The sequence below is a fragment of the Microbispora siamensis genome (genome assembly GCF_016863095.1).
Taxonomy (GTDB): Bacteria; Actinomycetota; Actinomycetes; order Streptosporangiales; family Streptosporangiaceae; genus Microbispora; species Microbispora siamensis.
Window position 1 is genome coordinate 168,070 of record NZ_BOOF01000005.1, and the last position, 15,378, is coordinate 183,447.

14 protein-coding genes and 1 pseudogene are annotated in these 15,378 nt (G+C 69.3%); 8 read left to right on the forward strand and 7 right to left on the reverse strand.

Translation table 11 applies throughout. The features are described from left to right. Window positions 1–248: 248 nt before the first annotated feature. Window positions 249–902, reverse strand: a complete 654-nt coding sequence (locus Msi02_RS07255; RefSeq protein ID WP_204047637.1) for a TetR/AcrR family transcriptional regulator — start codon at window positions 900–902, stop codon at window positions 249–251. Window positions 903–1,031: 129 nt separating this feature from the next. Here Msi02_RS07255 and Msi02_RS07260 point away from each other — a divergent pair, with 129 nt between their 5' ends. From Msi02_RS07260 to Msi02_RS07280, 5 genes are all read left to right on the forward strand, one after another. After that, complete coding sequence (locus tag Msi02_RS07260; protein WP_204047638.1) at window positions 1,032–1,244, forward strand: carboxymuconolactone decarboxylase family protein; 213 nt, start codon at window positions 1,032–1,034, stop codon at window positions 1,242–1,244. A gap of 138 nt (window positions 1,245–1,382) precedes the next feature. After that, on the forward strand, window positions 1,383–2,030 hold the full coding sequence (locus Msi02_RS07265; protein ID WP_204047639.1) for a nitroreductase family protein: 648 nt from the start codon (window positions 1,383–1,385) through the stop codon (window positions 2,028–2,030). 54 nt (window positions 2,031–2,084) lie between these two features. Continuing rightward, complete coding sequence (locus Msi02_RS07270) at window positions 2,085–3,002, forward strand: NADP-dependent oxidoreductase (protein WP_204047640.1); 918 nt, start codon at window positions 2,085–2,087, stop codon at window positions 3,000–3,002. Window positions 3,003–3,009: 7 nt separating this feature from the next. After that, window positions 3,010–3,219 (forward strand): MmcQ/YjbR family DNA-binding protein, encoded by a 210-nt coding sequence (locus Msi02_RS07275; protein ID WP_204047641.1) that lies wholly within the window; start codon window positions 3,010–3,012, stop codon window positions 3,217–3,219. A 239-nt stretch (window positions 3,220–3,458) separates the two neighbouring features. Continuing rightward, entirely contained in the window at window positions 3,459–4,079 is a 621-nt protein-coding gene (locus Msi02_RS07280; protein WP_204047642.1) for a LysE family translocator, read from the forward strand. Here the strand turns inward: Msi02_RS07280 and Msi02_RS07285 are convergent. Then, window positions 4,045–5,529 (reverse strand): amino acid permease, encoded by a 1,485-nt coding sequence (locus Msi02_RS07285; protein ID WP_275414091.1) that lies wholly within the window; start codon window positions 5,527–5,529, stop codon window positions 4,045–4,047. The two genes, Msi02_RS07280 and Msi02_RS07285, sit on opposite strands and share 35 nt — an antisense overlap. Before the next feature lie 63 nt (window positions 5,530–5,592). Further along, window positions 5,593–7,509 carry a 1-deoxy-D-xylulose-5-phosphate synthase gene (dxs, locus tag Msi02_RS07290; protein ID WP_079316464.1) on the reverse strand — a complete coding sequence of 639 codons (1,917 nt, stop codon included), beginning with the start codon at window positions 7,507–7,509 and terminating at the stop codon, window positions 5,593–5,595. Window positions 7,510–7,773: 264 nt separating this feature from the next. On the opposite strand from dxs, the gene Msi02_RS07300 reads away from it, so the two are divergent. From Msi02_RS07300 to Msi02_RS43055, 3 genes and pseudogenes are all read left to right on the forward strand, one after another. After that, complete coding sequence (locus Msi02_RS07300; RefSeq protein WP_179155286.1) at window positions 7,774–8,562, forward strand: neutral zinc metallopeptidase; 789 nt, start codon at window positions 7,774–7,776, stop codon at window positions 8,560–8,562. A gap of 218 nt (window positions 8,563–8,780) precedes the next feature. After that, window positions 8,781–9,587, forward strand: a pseudogene (locus Msi02_RS44455) (SDR family oxidoreductase); the annotation flags it as partial. Between the two features lie 388 nt (window positions 9,588–9,975). Then, window positions 9,976–10,452 carry an SDR family NAD(P)-dependent oxidoreductase gene (locus Msi02_RS43055; protein WP_239108232.1) on the forward strand — a complete coding sequence of 159 codons (477 nt, stop codon included), beginning with the start codon at window positions 9,976–9,978 and terminating at the stop codon, window positions 10,450–10,452. Between the two features lie 15 nt (window positions 10,453–10,467). Here the strand turns inward: Msi02_RS43055 and Msi02_RS43060 are convergent, their stop codons facing one another. From Msi02_RS43060 to Msi02_RS07320, 4 genes are all read right to left on the reverse strand, one after another. Next, window positions 10,468–11,673, reverse strand: a complete 1,206-nt coding sequence (locus Msi02_RS43060) for an ROK family transcriptional regulator (protein ID WP_079316461.1) — start codon at window positions 11,671–11,673, stop codon at window positions 10,468–10,470. Between the two features lie 82 nt (window positions 11,674–11,755). After that, the gene (locus Msi02_RS07310; RefSeq protein ID WP_079316460.1) at window positions 11,756–13,003 is read right to left on the reverse strand and encodes a sugar ABC transporter permease; all 1,248 of its coding nucleotides are present in this window, start codon (window positions 13,001–13,003) and stop codon (window positions 11,756–11,758) included. Beyond that, window positions 13,000–13,776 (reverse strand): ATP-binding cassette domain-containing protein, encoded by a 777-nt coding sequence (locus Msi02_RS07315; protein ID WP_079316459.1) that lies wholly within the window; start codon window positions 13,774–13,776, stop codon window positions 13,000–13,002. The genes Msi02_RS07310 and Msi02_RS07315 overlap by 4 nt, the downstream gene beginning before the upstream one ends. 206 nt (window positions 13,777–13,982) lie before the next feature. After that, a complete protein-coding gene (locus Msi02_RS07320) occupies window positions 13,983–15,107 on the reverse strand; it encodes a sugar ABC transporter substrate-binding protein (RefSeq protein WP_079316458.1) in 1,125 nt (374 codons plus the stop codon). Window positions 15,108–15,378 lie beyond the last annotated feature (271 nt).

Below are 15,378 nucleotides of genomic sequence, written 5' to 3' on the forward strand. Positions count from 1 at the left end.
ATGAACCGGCTGCGGCTGGCGCCGATCGGGGAGTTGTAGCGCCCGTCCGGGGGGCAGGACGTACGCCCCGGAGGAGTCGTGCTGAGGAGGAACCGAAGTGAGGAGTTGTGGGGGCCCGGCGCCATCCGCGGTCCGGTCACCACCGAAGAGGGGTCTGGCGCTCGGGTCGGGGCGCGATCGTTTGCGGGCGGAGTACTGCGCAGCGTCACATGAGGCCAAGCTCCGCTGGCCCATACACCTGGAAGCGGCTACCGAGCTTGGAGTACGCCGGCGTCGAGAGACGTCGCGAAGGTCTGCACGTGGTCGATGGCTGCCTGCAACGCCTCCTTCAGTGGAGCGATGTCCCGCGCGACCTGGGCGAGGAGCATGCCACCCTGGAAGGCGGCAAGGAGCAGATTGGCCAGCTGTGTGGGATCCGCCTCAGCGCTGATGCGGCCGAGTTGCTGCATGCGCTCGATTCCCTCGCGGAAGATGCCCCTCCACTGGTCGAACGCATTCGCGAGCTCGTCGTGGACGTCAAGGTCCGTCTTGATGATCTCGCTCGCCAGGGAGCCGAGGCTGCAGCCTTCCTGGTAGGCGCGCTCGTAGCGGACGTAGAAATCCGCCCACGCCCGAAACGCGTCGAGGTTGTCGAAGCAGGCGAATTGCTCGCCGCGGTGGAACGTGAGAACGCGCTCGGCCTGCCAGGCGATCACGGCCAGGACGAGACTCTCCTTGGTCGGGAAGTAGTGGTTGAGCTGCGATCCGCTGACGCCGGCGGCGCGGCGTAGCTGTTCGTTGTTCGTCGCGTGGACCCCCTTGGTGTAGATGAGCTCCGCGGCGTGCTCCAGGATGCGGGCCCGCGTTGCCTGTCCCTTCTCGGTGAGCTTGTGGGGCTCCCGAGCTCCTGTGGTCGGTTTCATGCTTCAGACGATACCTGGATTGGGCTTGACAGCCCAGTCCCGAACCGTGTTGACTCAAGAAGTGGGCTGATCAGCCCAAAAAATCTCGAATGCGACCCGGGCTGACCACTCACCGGAGGCTGATTCGCCGTGTCACGACTGAACGTTCCCTCTCCTGACGACGTCCCCGACGGGGTGGAGGGCATCCTCGACAACGTCGGCGCACAGTTCGGCTTCGTTCCGAACATGTTCGCGACTCTCGCGTCGAACCCGACCGTCCTCGACGTCCGTCATGACACTGCTCTCGTTTCGCTCAGCAGCTGGTGGAGAGCCGCGGTCAGCTCGGTCGGTACGCCGGGATGAGCGCCGGCGTCCTCGTCGAGGCGGCGTACCGAGCCGTCAATCCGTCACCGGCTCCACCGATCATTCAGGGATCGACTTCGAGCGCATCAGCGACACCACTGCTCCTCACCCGCTCATCGCAAGAAACGGCAGAGTGCCATGAATCTCGACAAGCTCATGAGCAAGCACCTCACCAGGTATTTCGACCCCAGCAAGACCATTCCGGAGGAAACCCTTCAGCAGCTGCTGAGGTTCCTGCGCTCCACGCCGTCATCGGTGAACGTACAGCCCAACCACTTCTACGTCCTCGCCACGCGCGAGGGCAAGGAGCGGCTCGCCAACAACCTGGGCGAACGATTCCAGGACAACGGCGAGAAGATCCTGAACGCGTCGCACACCATCATCCTCACCACCCGGGCAGATCTGCCTGACAGCCACCTCGAGGCGGTGTTCGCGAAGGAGAGGGCCGACGGCCGGTTCCCTGACCCGTCAAAGCAGGAGCTGTGGGAGTCAATGACCCGAGACTTCCTCAACCTGCGCAGCTACGGCTACAAGGACCTGAACCACTGGATGGAGAAGCAGACCTACATGGCGGTGGGCCTGACCATGATGGCGGCCGCTGAGCTCGGCGTCGAGGCCACGCCGCTGGAAGGGTTCGACCCGGCCAGTGTCGACAAGGCGTTCAAGATCCGCGAGACCGGACACAGCACGACGGTGCTGCTGGCCCTCGGCTACCCCGACCCGGCGAGGGTGTACACCAGCCCGATCTCGCGATTCGACGCCGACCAGCTGTTCACCTTCATCTGAACACCCACCCGGAGACCAAAACCCACAACACAAACGAGGAAGGGGACAATCGCAATGAAAGCCATTGTGGTAACCGACCAGGCCGCGGGAACGGCCGGGATGACGCTGACGGAGCGGCCGGAGCCGCCCGCAGCGATCAACGACGTCGTCGTTCAGATTCATGCATCGGGCTTCGTCCCGACTGAGATGGAGTGGCCATCGACCTGGACCGATCGCGCCGGCCGTGACAGGACACCGTCGATCCCCGGCCACGAGCTGGCCGGAGTGGTCACCGCCCTCGGCTACGGCACGACGGGGCTGTCGGTCGGGCAGCGGGTGTTCGGCCTTGCCGACTGGTACCGCGACGGCACCCTTGCGGAGTACGTGGCGATCGAAGCACGCAACCTCGCACCGCTGCCCGGCGACGTCGACTTCACAGTAGGCGCGTCCCTGCCGATCTCAGGTCTGACCGCGTGGCAGGGGCTGTTCCAGCACGGCCGCCTTCAGCCCGGCCAGACCGTCCTCGCCCATGGCGCAGCCGGGGCGGTCGGGACGATGGTGACCCAGCTCGCACGTGAGGCCGGCGCTTACGTCATCGGCACCGGACGCGCCGCCGACCGTGAGAAGGCACTCGACTTCGGCGCGCATGAGTTCGTCGACCTCGAGAACGACACGCTGGAAGACGTCGGGGGCGTCGATCTGGTCTTCGACGTCATCGGCGGCGACGTTCAGACGCGATCCGCTGCCCTGATCAAGGCCGGAGGAACGCTGGTGTCCATCGTCGGCCCGGCCGAGGCGCGGCCCGCTGACGGCCTGGCGGTGGACTTCGTCGTCGAGGCCGATCGTGCCGAACTGGGTGAGATCGTGCAGCGGGTGCGGGACGGACGGCTGCGGACGAACATCGGTGACGTCGCGAGCTTCGATGATGCCATCACTGCCCTCACCCCGACCACGCGACGCAGCGGGAAGACGGTCATCCGCGTACGCCCGTAGGGAGCGGATGGCCGCAGTCCGGCTGGCGGGTCATGGGCCGCCGTTCGTGGCGGCCATGCGGAAGACGCCACCTTGGTCCTTGGCCGGGCGGTCAGGGCACCCCATCGACGAGAAGCTGGTGAAGGAGCTCGTGATCGACTCCTACCGTCTCGTGGTCGGCGGGCTTCCCACGTCCGAGCAGCCCGTGGATCCGCGCACCTACGGCCGCCGCGCCTGACTTCGTCATGCCCATGAGCGGCGAGAAGCTCCAGGACAGAGTGCGCGAGACGGCACTGGCGCTGCCCGGGGTCAGCCACGGGCGCCCGTTCATCGGGCATCTGGACGAGGCGGGGCGCCCAGGCGAACACGCCGGCCGGGGTGCCGGCACGCTGCCCGGGGTGATCTCTTCCGTCGCGTGCTCCCCCGCTGCTCCACCGGCGATAGCCTCACGTGCGGACGAAACGGGAGGTCGCCCGCGTGACGGAACTGCTGATGGGGCTCAGCCTCGGCCTGGGCGCGGGCGTCACGCCCGGTGCGTTGCTGACGCTCGTCATCACGGCCAGCCTGCGCGGCGGGTTCCGCTCGGGGGTGCGCCTGGCCTGCGTGCCGCTGCTGTCCGACCTGCCCGTGGTGCTGCTCGCCGTGACGGCCGTCGGGGCGCTGCCGCAGGTGCTCCTGCGCGTGCTGTCGGTCGGCGGCGGGCTCTACGTCGTGTACCTCGGCGTGGAGACGCTGCGCGAGGCCCGTACGGCCCTGCCGCCCCGCCCCGGCGAGGACGCGCCCTCCTCGGCCCGGGAGGTCCTGCGCGGCGTGGTGGTGAACCTGCTCAACCCCCACCCCTGGCTGTTCTGGATCGCGGTGGGTTCACCGATCTTCGTCTCGGCGTGGGACCGGGCCCCGGCGTACGCGCTGGCCTTCGTGGGCGGGTTCTACCTGGTCCTGGTGGGTTCCAAGGTGGCGCTCGCGGGAGCCGTGGGGGCCGGCCGGCATCGGCTGACCCCCCGCGGCTACCGATTGCTGCTGGGCGCGAGCGGCGTGCTGCTGGCCGCCGTCGGCGCCGTGCTCATTGTCCGAGGACTGCTTTTCCCGGTGTACTAGCGGTCGCCACCCTGCTGCGGCGGTAGCCGTACAGGAAGTAGACGACCGTGCCCACCCACATCCAGACGAAGAACCGGAACCAGGTCTCCACGGGCAGGTTGAGCATCAGGTAGGCCGAGGCCAGCACCGAAAGGATCGGCACCACCGGCACGAACGGCGTGCGGAAGGAGCGGGGCAGGTCGGGGCGGGTCCTCCGCAGGACCATCACCGCCACCGCGACGATCACGAACGCGAACAGCGTGCCGATGTTCACCAGCTCGGCGATGGCGCTCAGCGGGATCAGCGCCGCGAGCAGCGCGGTGACCGCGCCGATGACGATCGTGATCCGGTACGGCGTGCGGAACGTCGGGTGGACCTTGGCGAGGGAGCGGGGCAGCAGGCTGTCGCGGCACATCGCGAACAGCACCCGGCTCTGGCCCAGCATGAGGATCATCACGACCGTGGTGAGCCCGGCGATGGCTCCGATGCTGATCAGCGTCGCCATCCAGGGCTGGCCCACCGACCGGAACGCGTCGGCGAGCGGGGCGGACGCGCTGAGCTCCGAGTAGTGCTGCATCCCGACGACCACGAGCGAGACCGCCACGTAGAGGATCGTGCAGACGACCAGCGAGGCGATGATCCCGATCGGCAGGTCGCGCTGCGGGCGGCGGGTCTCCTCGGCCGCGGTCGCCACGACGTCGAAGCCGATGTAGGCGAAGAACACCAGGGCGGCGGCCGTGAAGACGCCGAAGACGCCGTACGCGACCGGCTGCACGCCGAACAGCACCTGGATGAGCGGGGTCTTCATGCCCTCCCCGGCGGCCATCTGGTGCGACGGCGGGATGAACGGCCGGTAGTTGGCCCCCTTGACGAAGAACAGCCCGGCGACGATCACCAGCAGCACCACGGCCAGCTTGACCGCCACCATGGCGCCGTTGAACCGGGCCGACATCTTGATCCCGGCCACCAGCACCCCGGTCAGCAGGATCACGATCAGCGCCGCCGGGACGTTGAAGACGGCCTCGTCGCCGGCGATGGACGACGGCAGGTAGATCCCGAAGTTCTTCAGCAGCGAGGCGAAGTAGCCCGACCAGCCCGAGGCGACCACCGCCGCGCCCAGTGCCAGCTCCAGCATCAGGTCCCAGCCGATGATCCAGGCCGGGAACTCGCCGATCGTGGCGTACGCGTAGGTGTAGGCCGAGCCGGCCACCGGGACCGTGGCGGCGAACTCGGCGTAGCACAGGGCCGCGAGCGCGCAGACGATCCCGGCGATCACGAAGGAGATCGCGACGGCCGGCCCGGCCGTGTTGCGCGCCGCCACTCCGGTCAGCACGAAGATGCCGGTGCCCACGATCACGCCGATGCCGAAGACGGTGAGATCGAGAGCGCTCAGGCTGCGCCTGAGCCGATGTTCGCCGCCTTCGGCATCCTCAATCGACTGTTCTACCGGCTTCGTCCGGAAAAGACTCATCCGCAGGCTCCTCATCACGTCGATGACCTGCAGACTTCCCGGTCACACCGGTATTACTCATAGTTATCGGTCTGTGGGCTGCGCCAGCCGCGCCGGATGGCTCTCCATCACCTGCGACCGGCGCGCCACGGCTTCGGTGATCTGACGGGCGAGGTCCTGCCCGGTCAGGCCGATCTCGGAGAGGATCTTGGGCCGCTTGGCGTGGTCGAGGAAGCGCTGGGGGATGCCGTAGGTCCGCACCGGCACGTCCACGTCGGCGTCGCGCAGCAGGCGCGCCACGGCGTCGCCCACGCCGCCGACCCGGCCGTTGTCCTCCACCACGACGACCAGCTTGTGCGCGGCGGCGGCCAGCACCAGGGCCTGGTCCAGCGGCTTCACCCAGCGGGGGTCCACCACGGTGGCCGAGATGCCCTGCGCGTCGAGGAGGTTCGCGGCCTCCATGCAGACCTCGGCCATCGGGCCGACCGCGACCAGCAGCACGTCGGCGTCCCCGGCGCGGAGCACGTCCATCTCGCCGAGCTTGCCGACGGCCTCCACCTCCTTGGGCAGGCCGCCCTTGGGGTAGCGGACCACCGACGGGCCGTCGCCGATCCCGACCGCCTCGGCCAGCAGCTCGCGCAGCCGCGCGCCGTCGCGCGGGACGGCGATCGACAGCCCGGGGATCACCTGCAGGATCGACAGGTCCCACATGCCGTTGTGGCTGGGGCCGTCGTCCCCCGTCACACCCGAGCGGTCGAGCACGACGGTGACGGGCAGGCGATGCAGCGCCACGTCCATCAGGAGCTGGTCGAAGGCCCGGTTGAGGAACGTCGCGTAGAGGGCCACGACCGGGTGGAGGCCGCCGATCGCGAGCCCGGCGGCGCTGGTCAGGGCGTGCTGCTCCGCGATGCCCACGTCGTAGATGCGGTCCGGGTACGCCTCGGCGAACGCCGCCAAGCCGACCGGGTGGAGCATCGCCGCGGTGATCGCGACCACGTCGTCCCGCTCGCCGCCGATCTTCACGATCTCCTCGCTGAACACGTTGGTCCAGCTGTGCGGCTTGGGCCGCTCCTCGCCGGTCAGCGGGTCGAACGGGCCCGGGCCGTGGAAGCAGTCCTCGTCGTGGTTCTCCGCGTGCGAGTAGCCGTTGCCCTTGCGGGTGAGCACGTGGACGATGACGGGCCCGCGGAAACCCCTGGCGCGGCGCAGCGCGGCCTCCACCGCCCCCTCGTCGTGGCCGTCGATCGGGCCGACGTACTTCAGCCCGAGGTCCTCGAACATGACCTGGGGGGTCAGGATGTCCTTCAGGCCCTTCTTGATGCCGTGCAGCGTGTCGTACAGCGGCGCGCCGACCACGGGCACCCGGCCGAGGTTGTTCTTCACCAGTTCGAGCACGTGCTCGTAGCCCTGGGTCATCCGAAGGGACGACAGGTGGGAGGCGAGACCGCCGATCGTCGGCGAGTAGGAGCGGCCGTTGTCGTTGACCACGATGATCAGCGGCAGGTCCTTGCGCCCGGCGATGTTGTTCAGCGCCTCCCAGGCCATGCCGCCGGTCAGCGCGCCGTCGCCGATCACGGCCACCACCGTGCGGCCGGTCTCCCCGCGCAGCGTGATCGCCTTGGCCAGCCCGTCGGCGTACGACAGGGCGGTGGAGGCGTGCGAGTTCTCGATGACGTCGTGCTCGGACTCGGCCTGGCTGGGATACCCCGACAGGCCGCCCTCCTGGCGCAGCGTGCCGAACTGCCCGGCCCGCCCGGTCAGCATCTTGTGCACGTACGCCTGGTGGCCGGTGTCGAACAGGATCGGGTCGCGCGGTGAGTCGAAGACCCTGTGGAGGGCGATGGTCAGCTCGACGACGCCGAGATTGGGCCCGAGGTGACCGCCGGTCTTCGCGACGGAGGAGACCAGCAGGTCGCGGATCTCCTCGGCCAGCACGGGCAGTTCCCCGGCCTCAAGGCGCTTCACGTCGAGCGGGTCCTTGATCGTCTCCAGAATCCCCACCGCTCATCCTTCCCGCTCGCCATCGAACGGATCGAGTCTAGTTCGAGGAAGGTGCGGGAGTATCAGGGGTTGCACCGAACCTCCACAAGACCTTCCCGGTGCCGGCGTCGATCCCGCTTTACCCGTCGCCGCCTCCTGCCCTACCCTCATGATCCTCCGAAGGAAAAGTCCGCATTACCGGGCATTCGGACGTTTCACCACATTCCTGACTATCTCTCTGTCCGCTTGGGATGCCCACTGATGATTCGCATAAGCCTCCGCGCGGTGGCCGTCGCAGCCACGGCGGTGGCCGCAGTCCTGTCCCTCACCGGCACGGCGGGCGCGTCCGGCACGACGGCGGCACCGGCCGCGTCGTCGGCGCGGCCCGTGCCCATGGGCCCGGGAGCACTGACGAGGAACCCGCTCTACACGACGGGTGAGTTCGAGTTCTTCGAATGCGCCGAGCTGAGCCGCCGGCCCGGCGACATCGACACCTATCGGATCTATCTGGACAACCTGCTCGACTGCCTCAACCGGACCTGGACCGAGGAGTTCACGCAGGCCGGACTGCCGTTCTCCCCGCCCAGGGTGCGTTACATCACCAAGAGCGTGGGGACGGGCTGCGGGAAATACCCGGCCGGCTACGCGGCGGGCCTGTACTGCCCCAGGAACCACACCATGTGGATCCTGCTGTCCAAGGGGCAGCTGTCCGACCCCACGGAGTTCAACCTTTTCACGGTCATCGCCCACGAGTACGGCCACTACGCCCAGGACCGCGCCGGCATCCTGTACGAGTTCGCCCGGCAGTACCCCAAGCTGAGCAAGAAGCGGATGTACGACCTCAACCGCCGCATCGAACTGCAGGCCGAGTGCTTCTCCGGTGCCTTCATCGGCAGCGTCTGGCGTTCGCTCGGCCGCGACCAGCTCGACTGGGACGAGCAGCTCAAGTGGATCGTGGGCGACAAGTGGCACGGTAAGGCGGGCAACATCCGCTACTGGCTCAAGCGCGGCTGGTACGGCAACGGTCCCAAGGTGTGCAACACCTTCTCCGCCCCCGCCGCCAGGACCGCCTAGGCTCTCGATCTCCCGCTTCACTCCTCGCCGCGGCGCAGTCGGACCGCGCCGCCTGCGGGGCGCCGCCGCCCGTGGAAGAGGCGCTCGACGCGCCGTACGAGCGGAGGCATCCGGGCTGTGACGCAGATCACTCCCCCGGTTTTCGCGTGCGACGCCGGATTCTCCTCCGGTGACGGGTCTTGATATCGAACGAGTTCCTCCACCCTACGGAGCCTTCGATGTCGAACCCCTTCCAGACCGCCGTCGTCACCGGCGCGAGCCGGGGCTTCGGGCGCGCGATCGCCGCCGCGCTCGTCGCCTCCGGCACCCGTGTGGTCGGCGTCGCGCGCGACGAGCAAGAGCTGGGTGCCGTGCGCCACGGCCTCGGCAGGGCCTTCACCCCCCTGCCCGCCGACGCCACCGACGAGACGCTCGCGCACGAGGTGATCCGCGAGCACCGTCCCGGCCTGATCGTCCTCAACGCCGGTGCGGCGCCGCACCTGGCGCCCCTGCACGAGCAGACCTGGGAGACCTTCGGCCGCAACTGGCACGCCGACACCCGGCACGTCTTCACCTGGATCCGGGCGGGGCTGCGCGAGCCGCTGCCTCCCGGCAGCGTGATCGTCACGATGTCCAGCGGGGCCGTCCAGGCCGGGTCCCCCCTCAGCGGCGGATACGCCGGCGCCAAGGCCGCCATCGGCTACATCAGCCGGTACGCGGCCGAGGAGTCGAGGCGGGCCGGGCTGGGCATCCGGCTGGTCGCGCTGTACCCGCAGCTGACTCCGGCCACCGCCCTCGGCTCGGCCGCGGTCGCCGCATACGCCGCCCGCCAGGGCGTGGCCCCGGGCACCCTCGCCGAGGGAATGCAGCCCATCCTCACCGCCGAACAGGTCGCCAGGGCCGTCGTGGACCTCGCCCACGACCCGGGGAGCGCAGCGGAATACCGGATCACCGCCTCCGGGCCGCTCCAGCTCCTGCCCGCCAGGCAGCGGGCCGTGCTGACGTTGCGCGACGTGCTGGCCTTCCGCACGGCGGAGGTCGCCGAGATGCTGGACACGACGGCCGCCGCCGTCGACAGCGCGCTGCGCCGCGCCCGGTCCCGCCTGGCCGCGGCCGGACCGGTCGAGGACGACCTGGCCGAGCCGGACGAGGAGACCCGGCGGATCCTCCTCGACGACTATGTCGAGGCGTTCACCCGGGCCGACGTCGAGCTGGAGATGCCGCCGATCCCGACCTGGTTCACCGGACGGCAGGCCGTCGTCGGGTTCCTGACCGATCACGTACTGGTCCCGGACCTGTGGCGGATGGAGCCCACCCAGGCCAACGGCCAGCCCGCCCTCGTCGTCTACCAGCGCGTGGACGGCGGCCGGTACGAAGCGTACCGAAGCCCGGCCTGCACCATCGCACAAGGACGTCCTCGTCAACAACGCCGGCCTGGCGCTCTACGCCGACCTCGGCGACCGTTCCGCTCTCGAGCAACTCCTCGCCGTCAACCTCTTCGGTACCTACGACGTCACCCAGGGCTTCCTGCCGCTGCTGACTCGCTCCCGGGGCGCCATCGTCACCATCTCGTCCCTGTCGGCCATCGCGGCCGTGCCGGTCCAGCCGGCGTACGCGATCTCGAAGGCGGCCGCATTCTCCATGACGCAGGCGCTGCGTGCTCTTCTGGCCGGGCGGGGCGTCGGCGTCCATGCCGTCCTGGCCGGACCCATCGACACCGGCATGTCCCGAAACCTCGACATACCGAAGGCGTCTCCGGAGTCCGTCGCACGAGCCGTTTTCGACGGGGTGGAGAAGGACGAGGAGGACATCTTCCCCGACCCCGTGTCCGAGGCCATCGCCGAGAGCTGGCGTGGCGGTGCGGCCAAGACGCTGGAGCGGCAGTTCAGGGCGTTCGTCGCCGCCGCGTAGCGTCTTCGCCGTCACTCAGGGGGCGACCCGGGACAGTGCTTCGAGGGGGTCGGCGAGCACCTGGGCGAAGGCCAGCTCGGCGGCCCCCATCAGCGTCGCGTCGTCGCCCAGGGCCGAGGTGCGCAGCCGGACCTGCTCCCGCGTCGCGCGCAGGGTGCCGGTGGCGATCCGGCTGCGCACCTGGGCGGCCGAGCCCAGGTAGATCTCCCGAAGGATGCCGCCGAAGACGACCATCTCGGGGTTGAAGATGTTCACCAGGCTGGCGACGCCGAGCCCGAGCCAGTTGCCCACGTGGGCGAGGGCCTCCTGGGCCATCACGTCGCCCCGGTCGGCGGCGTCGACGACGGCGCGGACCGCGTCCCTGCCGATCATCTCGCCGTACCGGCCGGCGTGCTCCATCAGGGCCGGCTCCCCCACCTCGGCCTCCAGGCAGCCGCGCGAGCCGCAGGCGCACGGGCGGCCGTCGGGGTTGACCACCATGTGGCCCACCTCGCCGCCGTACCCGCCGTACCCCCCGAGGAGCTGGCCGTTCACGATGATGCCGCCGCCGATGCCCACGTCCCCGTGCAGGTAGACCAGGTCGCGGCAGCCGGCGCCGATCCCGCGGGTGTGCTCGGCGAGCGCGCCGAGGTTGGCCTCGTTGCCCACCGCCACCGGCAGCCCGAGCGCGAGCCGCTTCGTCAGCTCCTCCCCCAGCGGCACCTCGAACGCGCCGATGTTGGGCCCGATCCTGACCACGCCGTCGGAGGCGCGGACCACTCCGGAGACCGCCGCCGCCGCGCCGACGCAGATCGTGTCCTCGCGCGTCTTGCGCCGCATCTGCCGGGCGAAGCCCGCCAGCGTCCCCACGACCTGCGCCATGTCGAACGGCCCGCGCGCCCGTACGACCTCGCGGCGGTCGAGGATCACGCCGCCGAGGCCGATGCGCGCGGCGGCCAGCCGGTCGACCCCGACCTCGAAGGCGAGCACGTAGACGCGCGCCGTCTCCGGGCGGACGACCAGCGACGGCCGTCCCGCCCGGCCGGTGTCCTTGGGCAACTCCTCCCTGACGAGGCCGGCCGCCGTCAGGTCCGCCGTGAGCGCCATGATGGTGCTCCGGTTCAGCCCCATCAGCGAGGTCAGCTCGGCCCGCGAGGTCGGCCCCCCGAGATGGACGTGCCGCAGCAGTGTCCCGAGGTTGTGCTTGCGGATCTCCTCCTGTGAGGGACCGGCGCGCATCATCGGGGCAGCCTCGGATTCCGTGGGGTCGGGGGGAACCTGAGCAGGTCAGGGGTCGGAGATCACCTTATCGGGCCCGATCACGTCATCTTCTGCCGGTCGCCGCCGCGCGCTTCCTCGACAGCGCGTCCACGCCCGCGGCGAGCAGGAGCACCGAGCCGGTCACGACGAACTTGACGCCGGCGCTGTAGCCCATGAGGCCCATGCCGTTCTCGATGACCGCGACCACGGCGCCGCCGAGCAGCGCGTCGAGCGCCCGGCCCTTGCCGCCGAAGAGGCTGGTGCCGCCGATGACGGCCGCGCCCACCGCGAACAGCAGCACGTTGCTGCCGCCGGTGTTGGGGTCGACCGAGTTGGCCCGCGACGCCGCGATGATGCCACCGATCGAGGCCATGAAGGAGCAGATGACGAAGGCGGAGATGCGGATGCGGTCCACGTTGATGCCGGCCCGGCGGGCGGCCTCGGCGTTGCCGCCGACCGCGTAGATGTGCCGGCCGTACGCCGTGCGCCGCAGTACGAAGGTCCAGACGATCAGCAGGATCACGATCAGCGGGACGACGATCGGCACACCCTTGAGCGACACGATCGCCGCGTTGCGGCTGCGCTCCAGGTTGAGCACGTAGACCGCGACGCCCGCGACCACGGCGAGCGTCACGACCCGGGCGGCGATGACCGCGATGGGAGTGGCGACCAGGCCGCGGGCCGCGCGGCGGCGCGCCTGCAGGAACTGGATGGCGGCGTACGCGGCGACGCCCACGACCAGCGCCACCCAGCCGGCGACCGGCGGGACGTTCTTGTTCGCGATCGCGAGGATCGTCTCGTCCCGGATCGAGATGTTGGTGCCGTCCTTCACCAGCAGCAGCACGACGCCCTGGAAGGCCAGGAACGCCGCCAGCGTGACCACGAAGGACGGGATGCCGAGTTTGGCCACCAGCGACCCGAGCACCAGGCCGATGAGCGCGCCGGTGACCATCGCGGCCAGGACGGCGAGATACCAGGGCCAGCCCTGCAGGGTCAGCAGCACGGCGAGCACCGCCGCGCAGACGCCGCTCGCGAAACCGGCGGACAGGTCGATCTCGCCGAGGAGGAGCACGAAGATCAGGCCCATGGCGATGACGGCGACCGCCGCGCCCTGGGTGAACAGGTTGGCGAAGTTGACCGCCGACAGGAAGGCCGGGCGCAGGACCGAGAAGACCACGCAGAGGATGACGAGGCCGAAGACCGCGGGCAGCGCCCCCAGCTCACCGCCCTTGACCCGCTCGAGGTAGCCCTTGACGTGCACGCCGAGTGCGGACTCGGCATTCTCCTGCTTGGGGAGCGTTTCGGTTGTCATGATGCCGCTCCGTTGCCGTTCTTGAGCCCGAGCTCCCCGCTGCGCCCGGAGGTGATCAGTTCCACGATCTGTGCGTGCGTCACTTCGGATGCCTTGACCTGGGCCGCCATCCGTCCCAGGTACAGCGCCGCGATCCGGTCGGACACGGCGAAGACGTCGTTCATGTTGTGGGAGATGAGCACCACCGCGAGTCCCTTGTCGGCCAGGCGGCGGACCAGTTCGAGCACCTGGGCGGTCTGCGCGACGCCGAGGGCCGCGGTCGGCTCGTCGAGGATGACGACCTTGCTGTTCCACAGCACGGCCTTGGCGATCGCCACGGTCTGCCGCTGACCGCCGGACAGGCTGGAGACGTGCTGGCGCAGCGACTTGACGGTGCGGACCGACAGGCCGGCCAGGGTCTTGGCCGCCATCTCCTCCATCGTGTCCTCGTCCAGGACCAGACCGCTGCGGCGTTCGCGGCCGAGGAACATGTTCTGGACGATGTCGAGGTTGTCGCAGAGGGCGAGGTCCTGGTAGACGATCTCGACGCCCAGCGCCGCCGCGTCCCTGGGCCCGCTCACGTGGACCCGCTCGCCCTCGAAGAAGTACTCGCCCGAGTCGATCGGGTGGATGCCGCCGATGCACTTGACCAGCGTCGACTTGCCGGCGCCGTTGTCGCCGACGAGTGCTGTCACCTCGCCCGGATAGGCCGAGAAGGCGACGTCGTGAAGGACCTGCACGGGGCCGAAGCTCTTGTTGATGCCGCGCAGTTCCAGGATCGGTCCCTGGGACACGATGGGCTACTCCGTAGATCGATGGGGCCGGTACGGCGCCGTTCTCCGGGCCGCCTCTCGTCGCTCCGGGCGGTGCGGGGCGCCCTGTGCCTGGTCAGAACGGTGCCAGGTCAGGAGGGGGCGCCCCGCACGGTGCTCGTCGCGGCTCAGCACGTCACCCGCTCAGGGGGTCCGCGTCGCCGTACGCACCCGGTGGATGGATGTGCTTAGCTGATGCCGGCCTTGGTGCACTTGTCGGCGAAGTCGCCGGTGCACAGCTCGTCCTTGCTCACGAAGCCGTCGGCCACGACGTCCTTGACGTTGTCGAAGTAGATGGCCTGGGGCTCCAGCAGCACGGAGGGGACGTCACGGTTGCCCTCGGTGTCCTTGACCGTGCCGCTCGCCTGCGGCTTCTCGCCCTTGGCCAGCGAGACGGCGAGCTGCGCGGCGGCGTCGGCCTCCTTCTTGATGGCCTTGTAGACCGTCATGCACTGGTCGCCGGCGAGGATGTTCTGCAGGCCCTGCACGGTGGCGTCCTGGCCGGTGACCGGGACCTTGCCGTTCAGCTTCTGCTTCTTCAGCACCGAGATCGCGGCGTTGCCGAGGCCGTCGTTGGCGGCGAGGACGCCGGCGATCTTCGGCTCCTGGGTCAGCATCTGCTCGAAGATCGTGCCGGCCTGGGTGTTGTCCCAGTCCGGAACCGACTGGTCCGGGCCCTTCTTGTAGTCGCCGGAGTCGTACTTCGGCTGCAGCACGCTGTCGTAGCCCTGCTTGAAGAGGGTGGCGTTGTTGTCGGTCGGCGAGCCGTTGAGCTCGGCGATGATCGGCTTGTCGGCCTTCTTGTCGGTCAGGCACTTGACCAGGCCCTCGCCCTGCAGCTTGCCGACCGCCGTGTTGTCGAACGACACGTAGTAGGAGGCGCTGCCGCCGAGCGTGAGGCGGTCGTAGTCGATCGTCGCGACGCCCTGGGACTTCGCCTTGTCCAGCACGGCCTTGCCGGTGCCGCTGTCGAGGTTGACGATCATCAGGACGGTCGCGCCGTTGGTGATCATCTGGTCCGCGATCGTCTGGAACGCGGTCTTGTCGCCCTGGGCGTTCTGGATGTCGTACTGGACGCCCGCCGCCTTGAACGCCTCTTCGAGGTACTTGCGGTCGGCGGTCTCCCACCGGGCGGAGGACTTGCTGTCCGGCAGGATGACGCCGATCTTGCCGGGCTTGGCGTCACCGGCGGCGGCCGACGAGGGGGCGCCGCTGGACTGCGCGGAGGTGTCACCGCTCTCGCCCCCGCAGGCGGTGAGACCGAGGGTGAGCGCCGCGGCCGCGGCGCCGATGCTGAGGATCCCCTTGCGCATGATGCGTGGGTCCTTTCTTTGACTGGGGGTCTATGAGGGGGTGCGGCCGAGCCGGTGCCCCGTCCCGTCGTCTGGGCAGATCTTGTGGGCTGTAGGCACCTTGGCCACCCGGTACGGCAGGGGCCGGGTCACGGCGTTCACCGCTCCAGGGAATGTTGTTTGAGACAACGTAAGCCCAAAGCCCAGGTGGTGAAAGACACAGGACGGTAACGTTTGTTGTCTGCGGTAACAATGAAGAAACGCACGATCAACATCGGACGGCGTTCCGCCC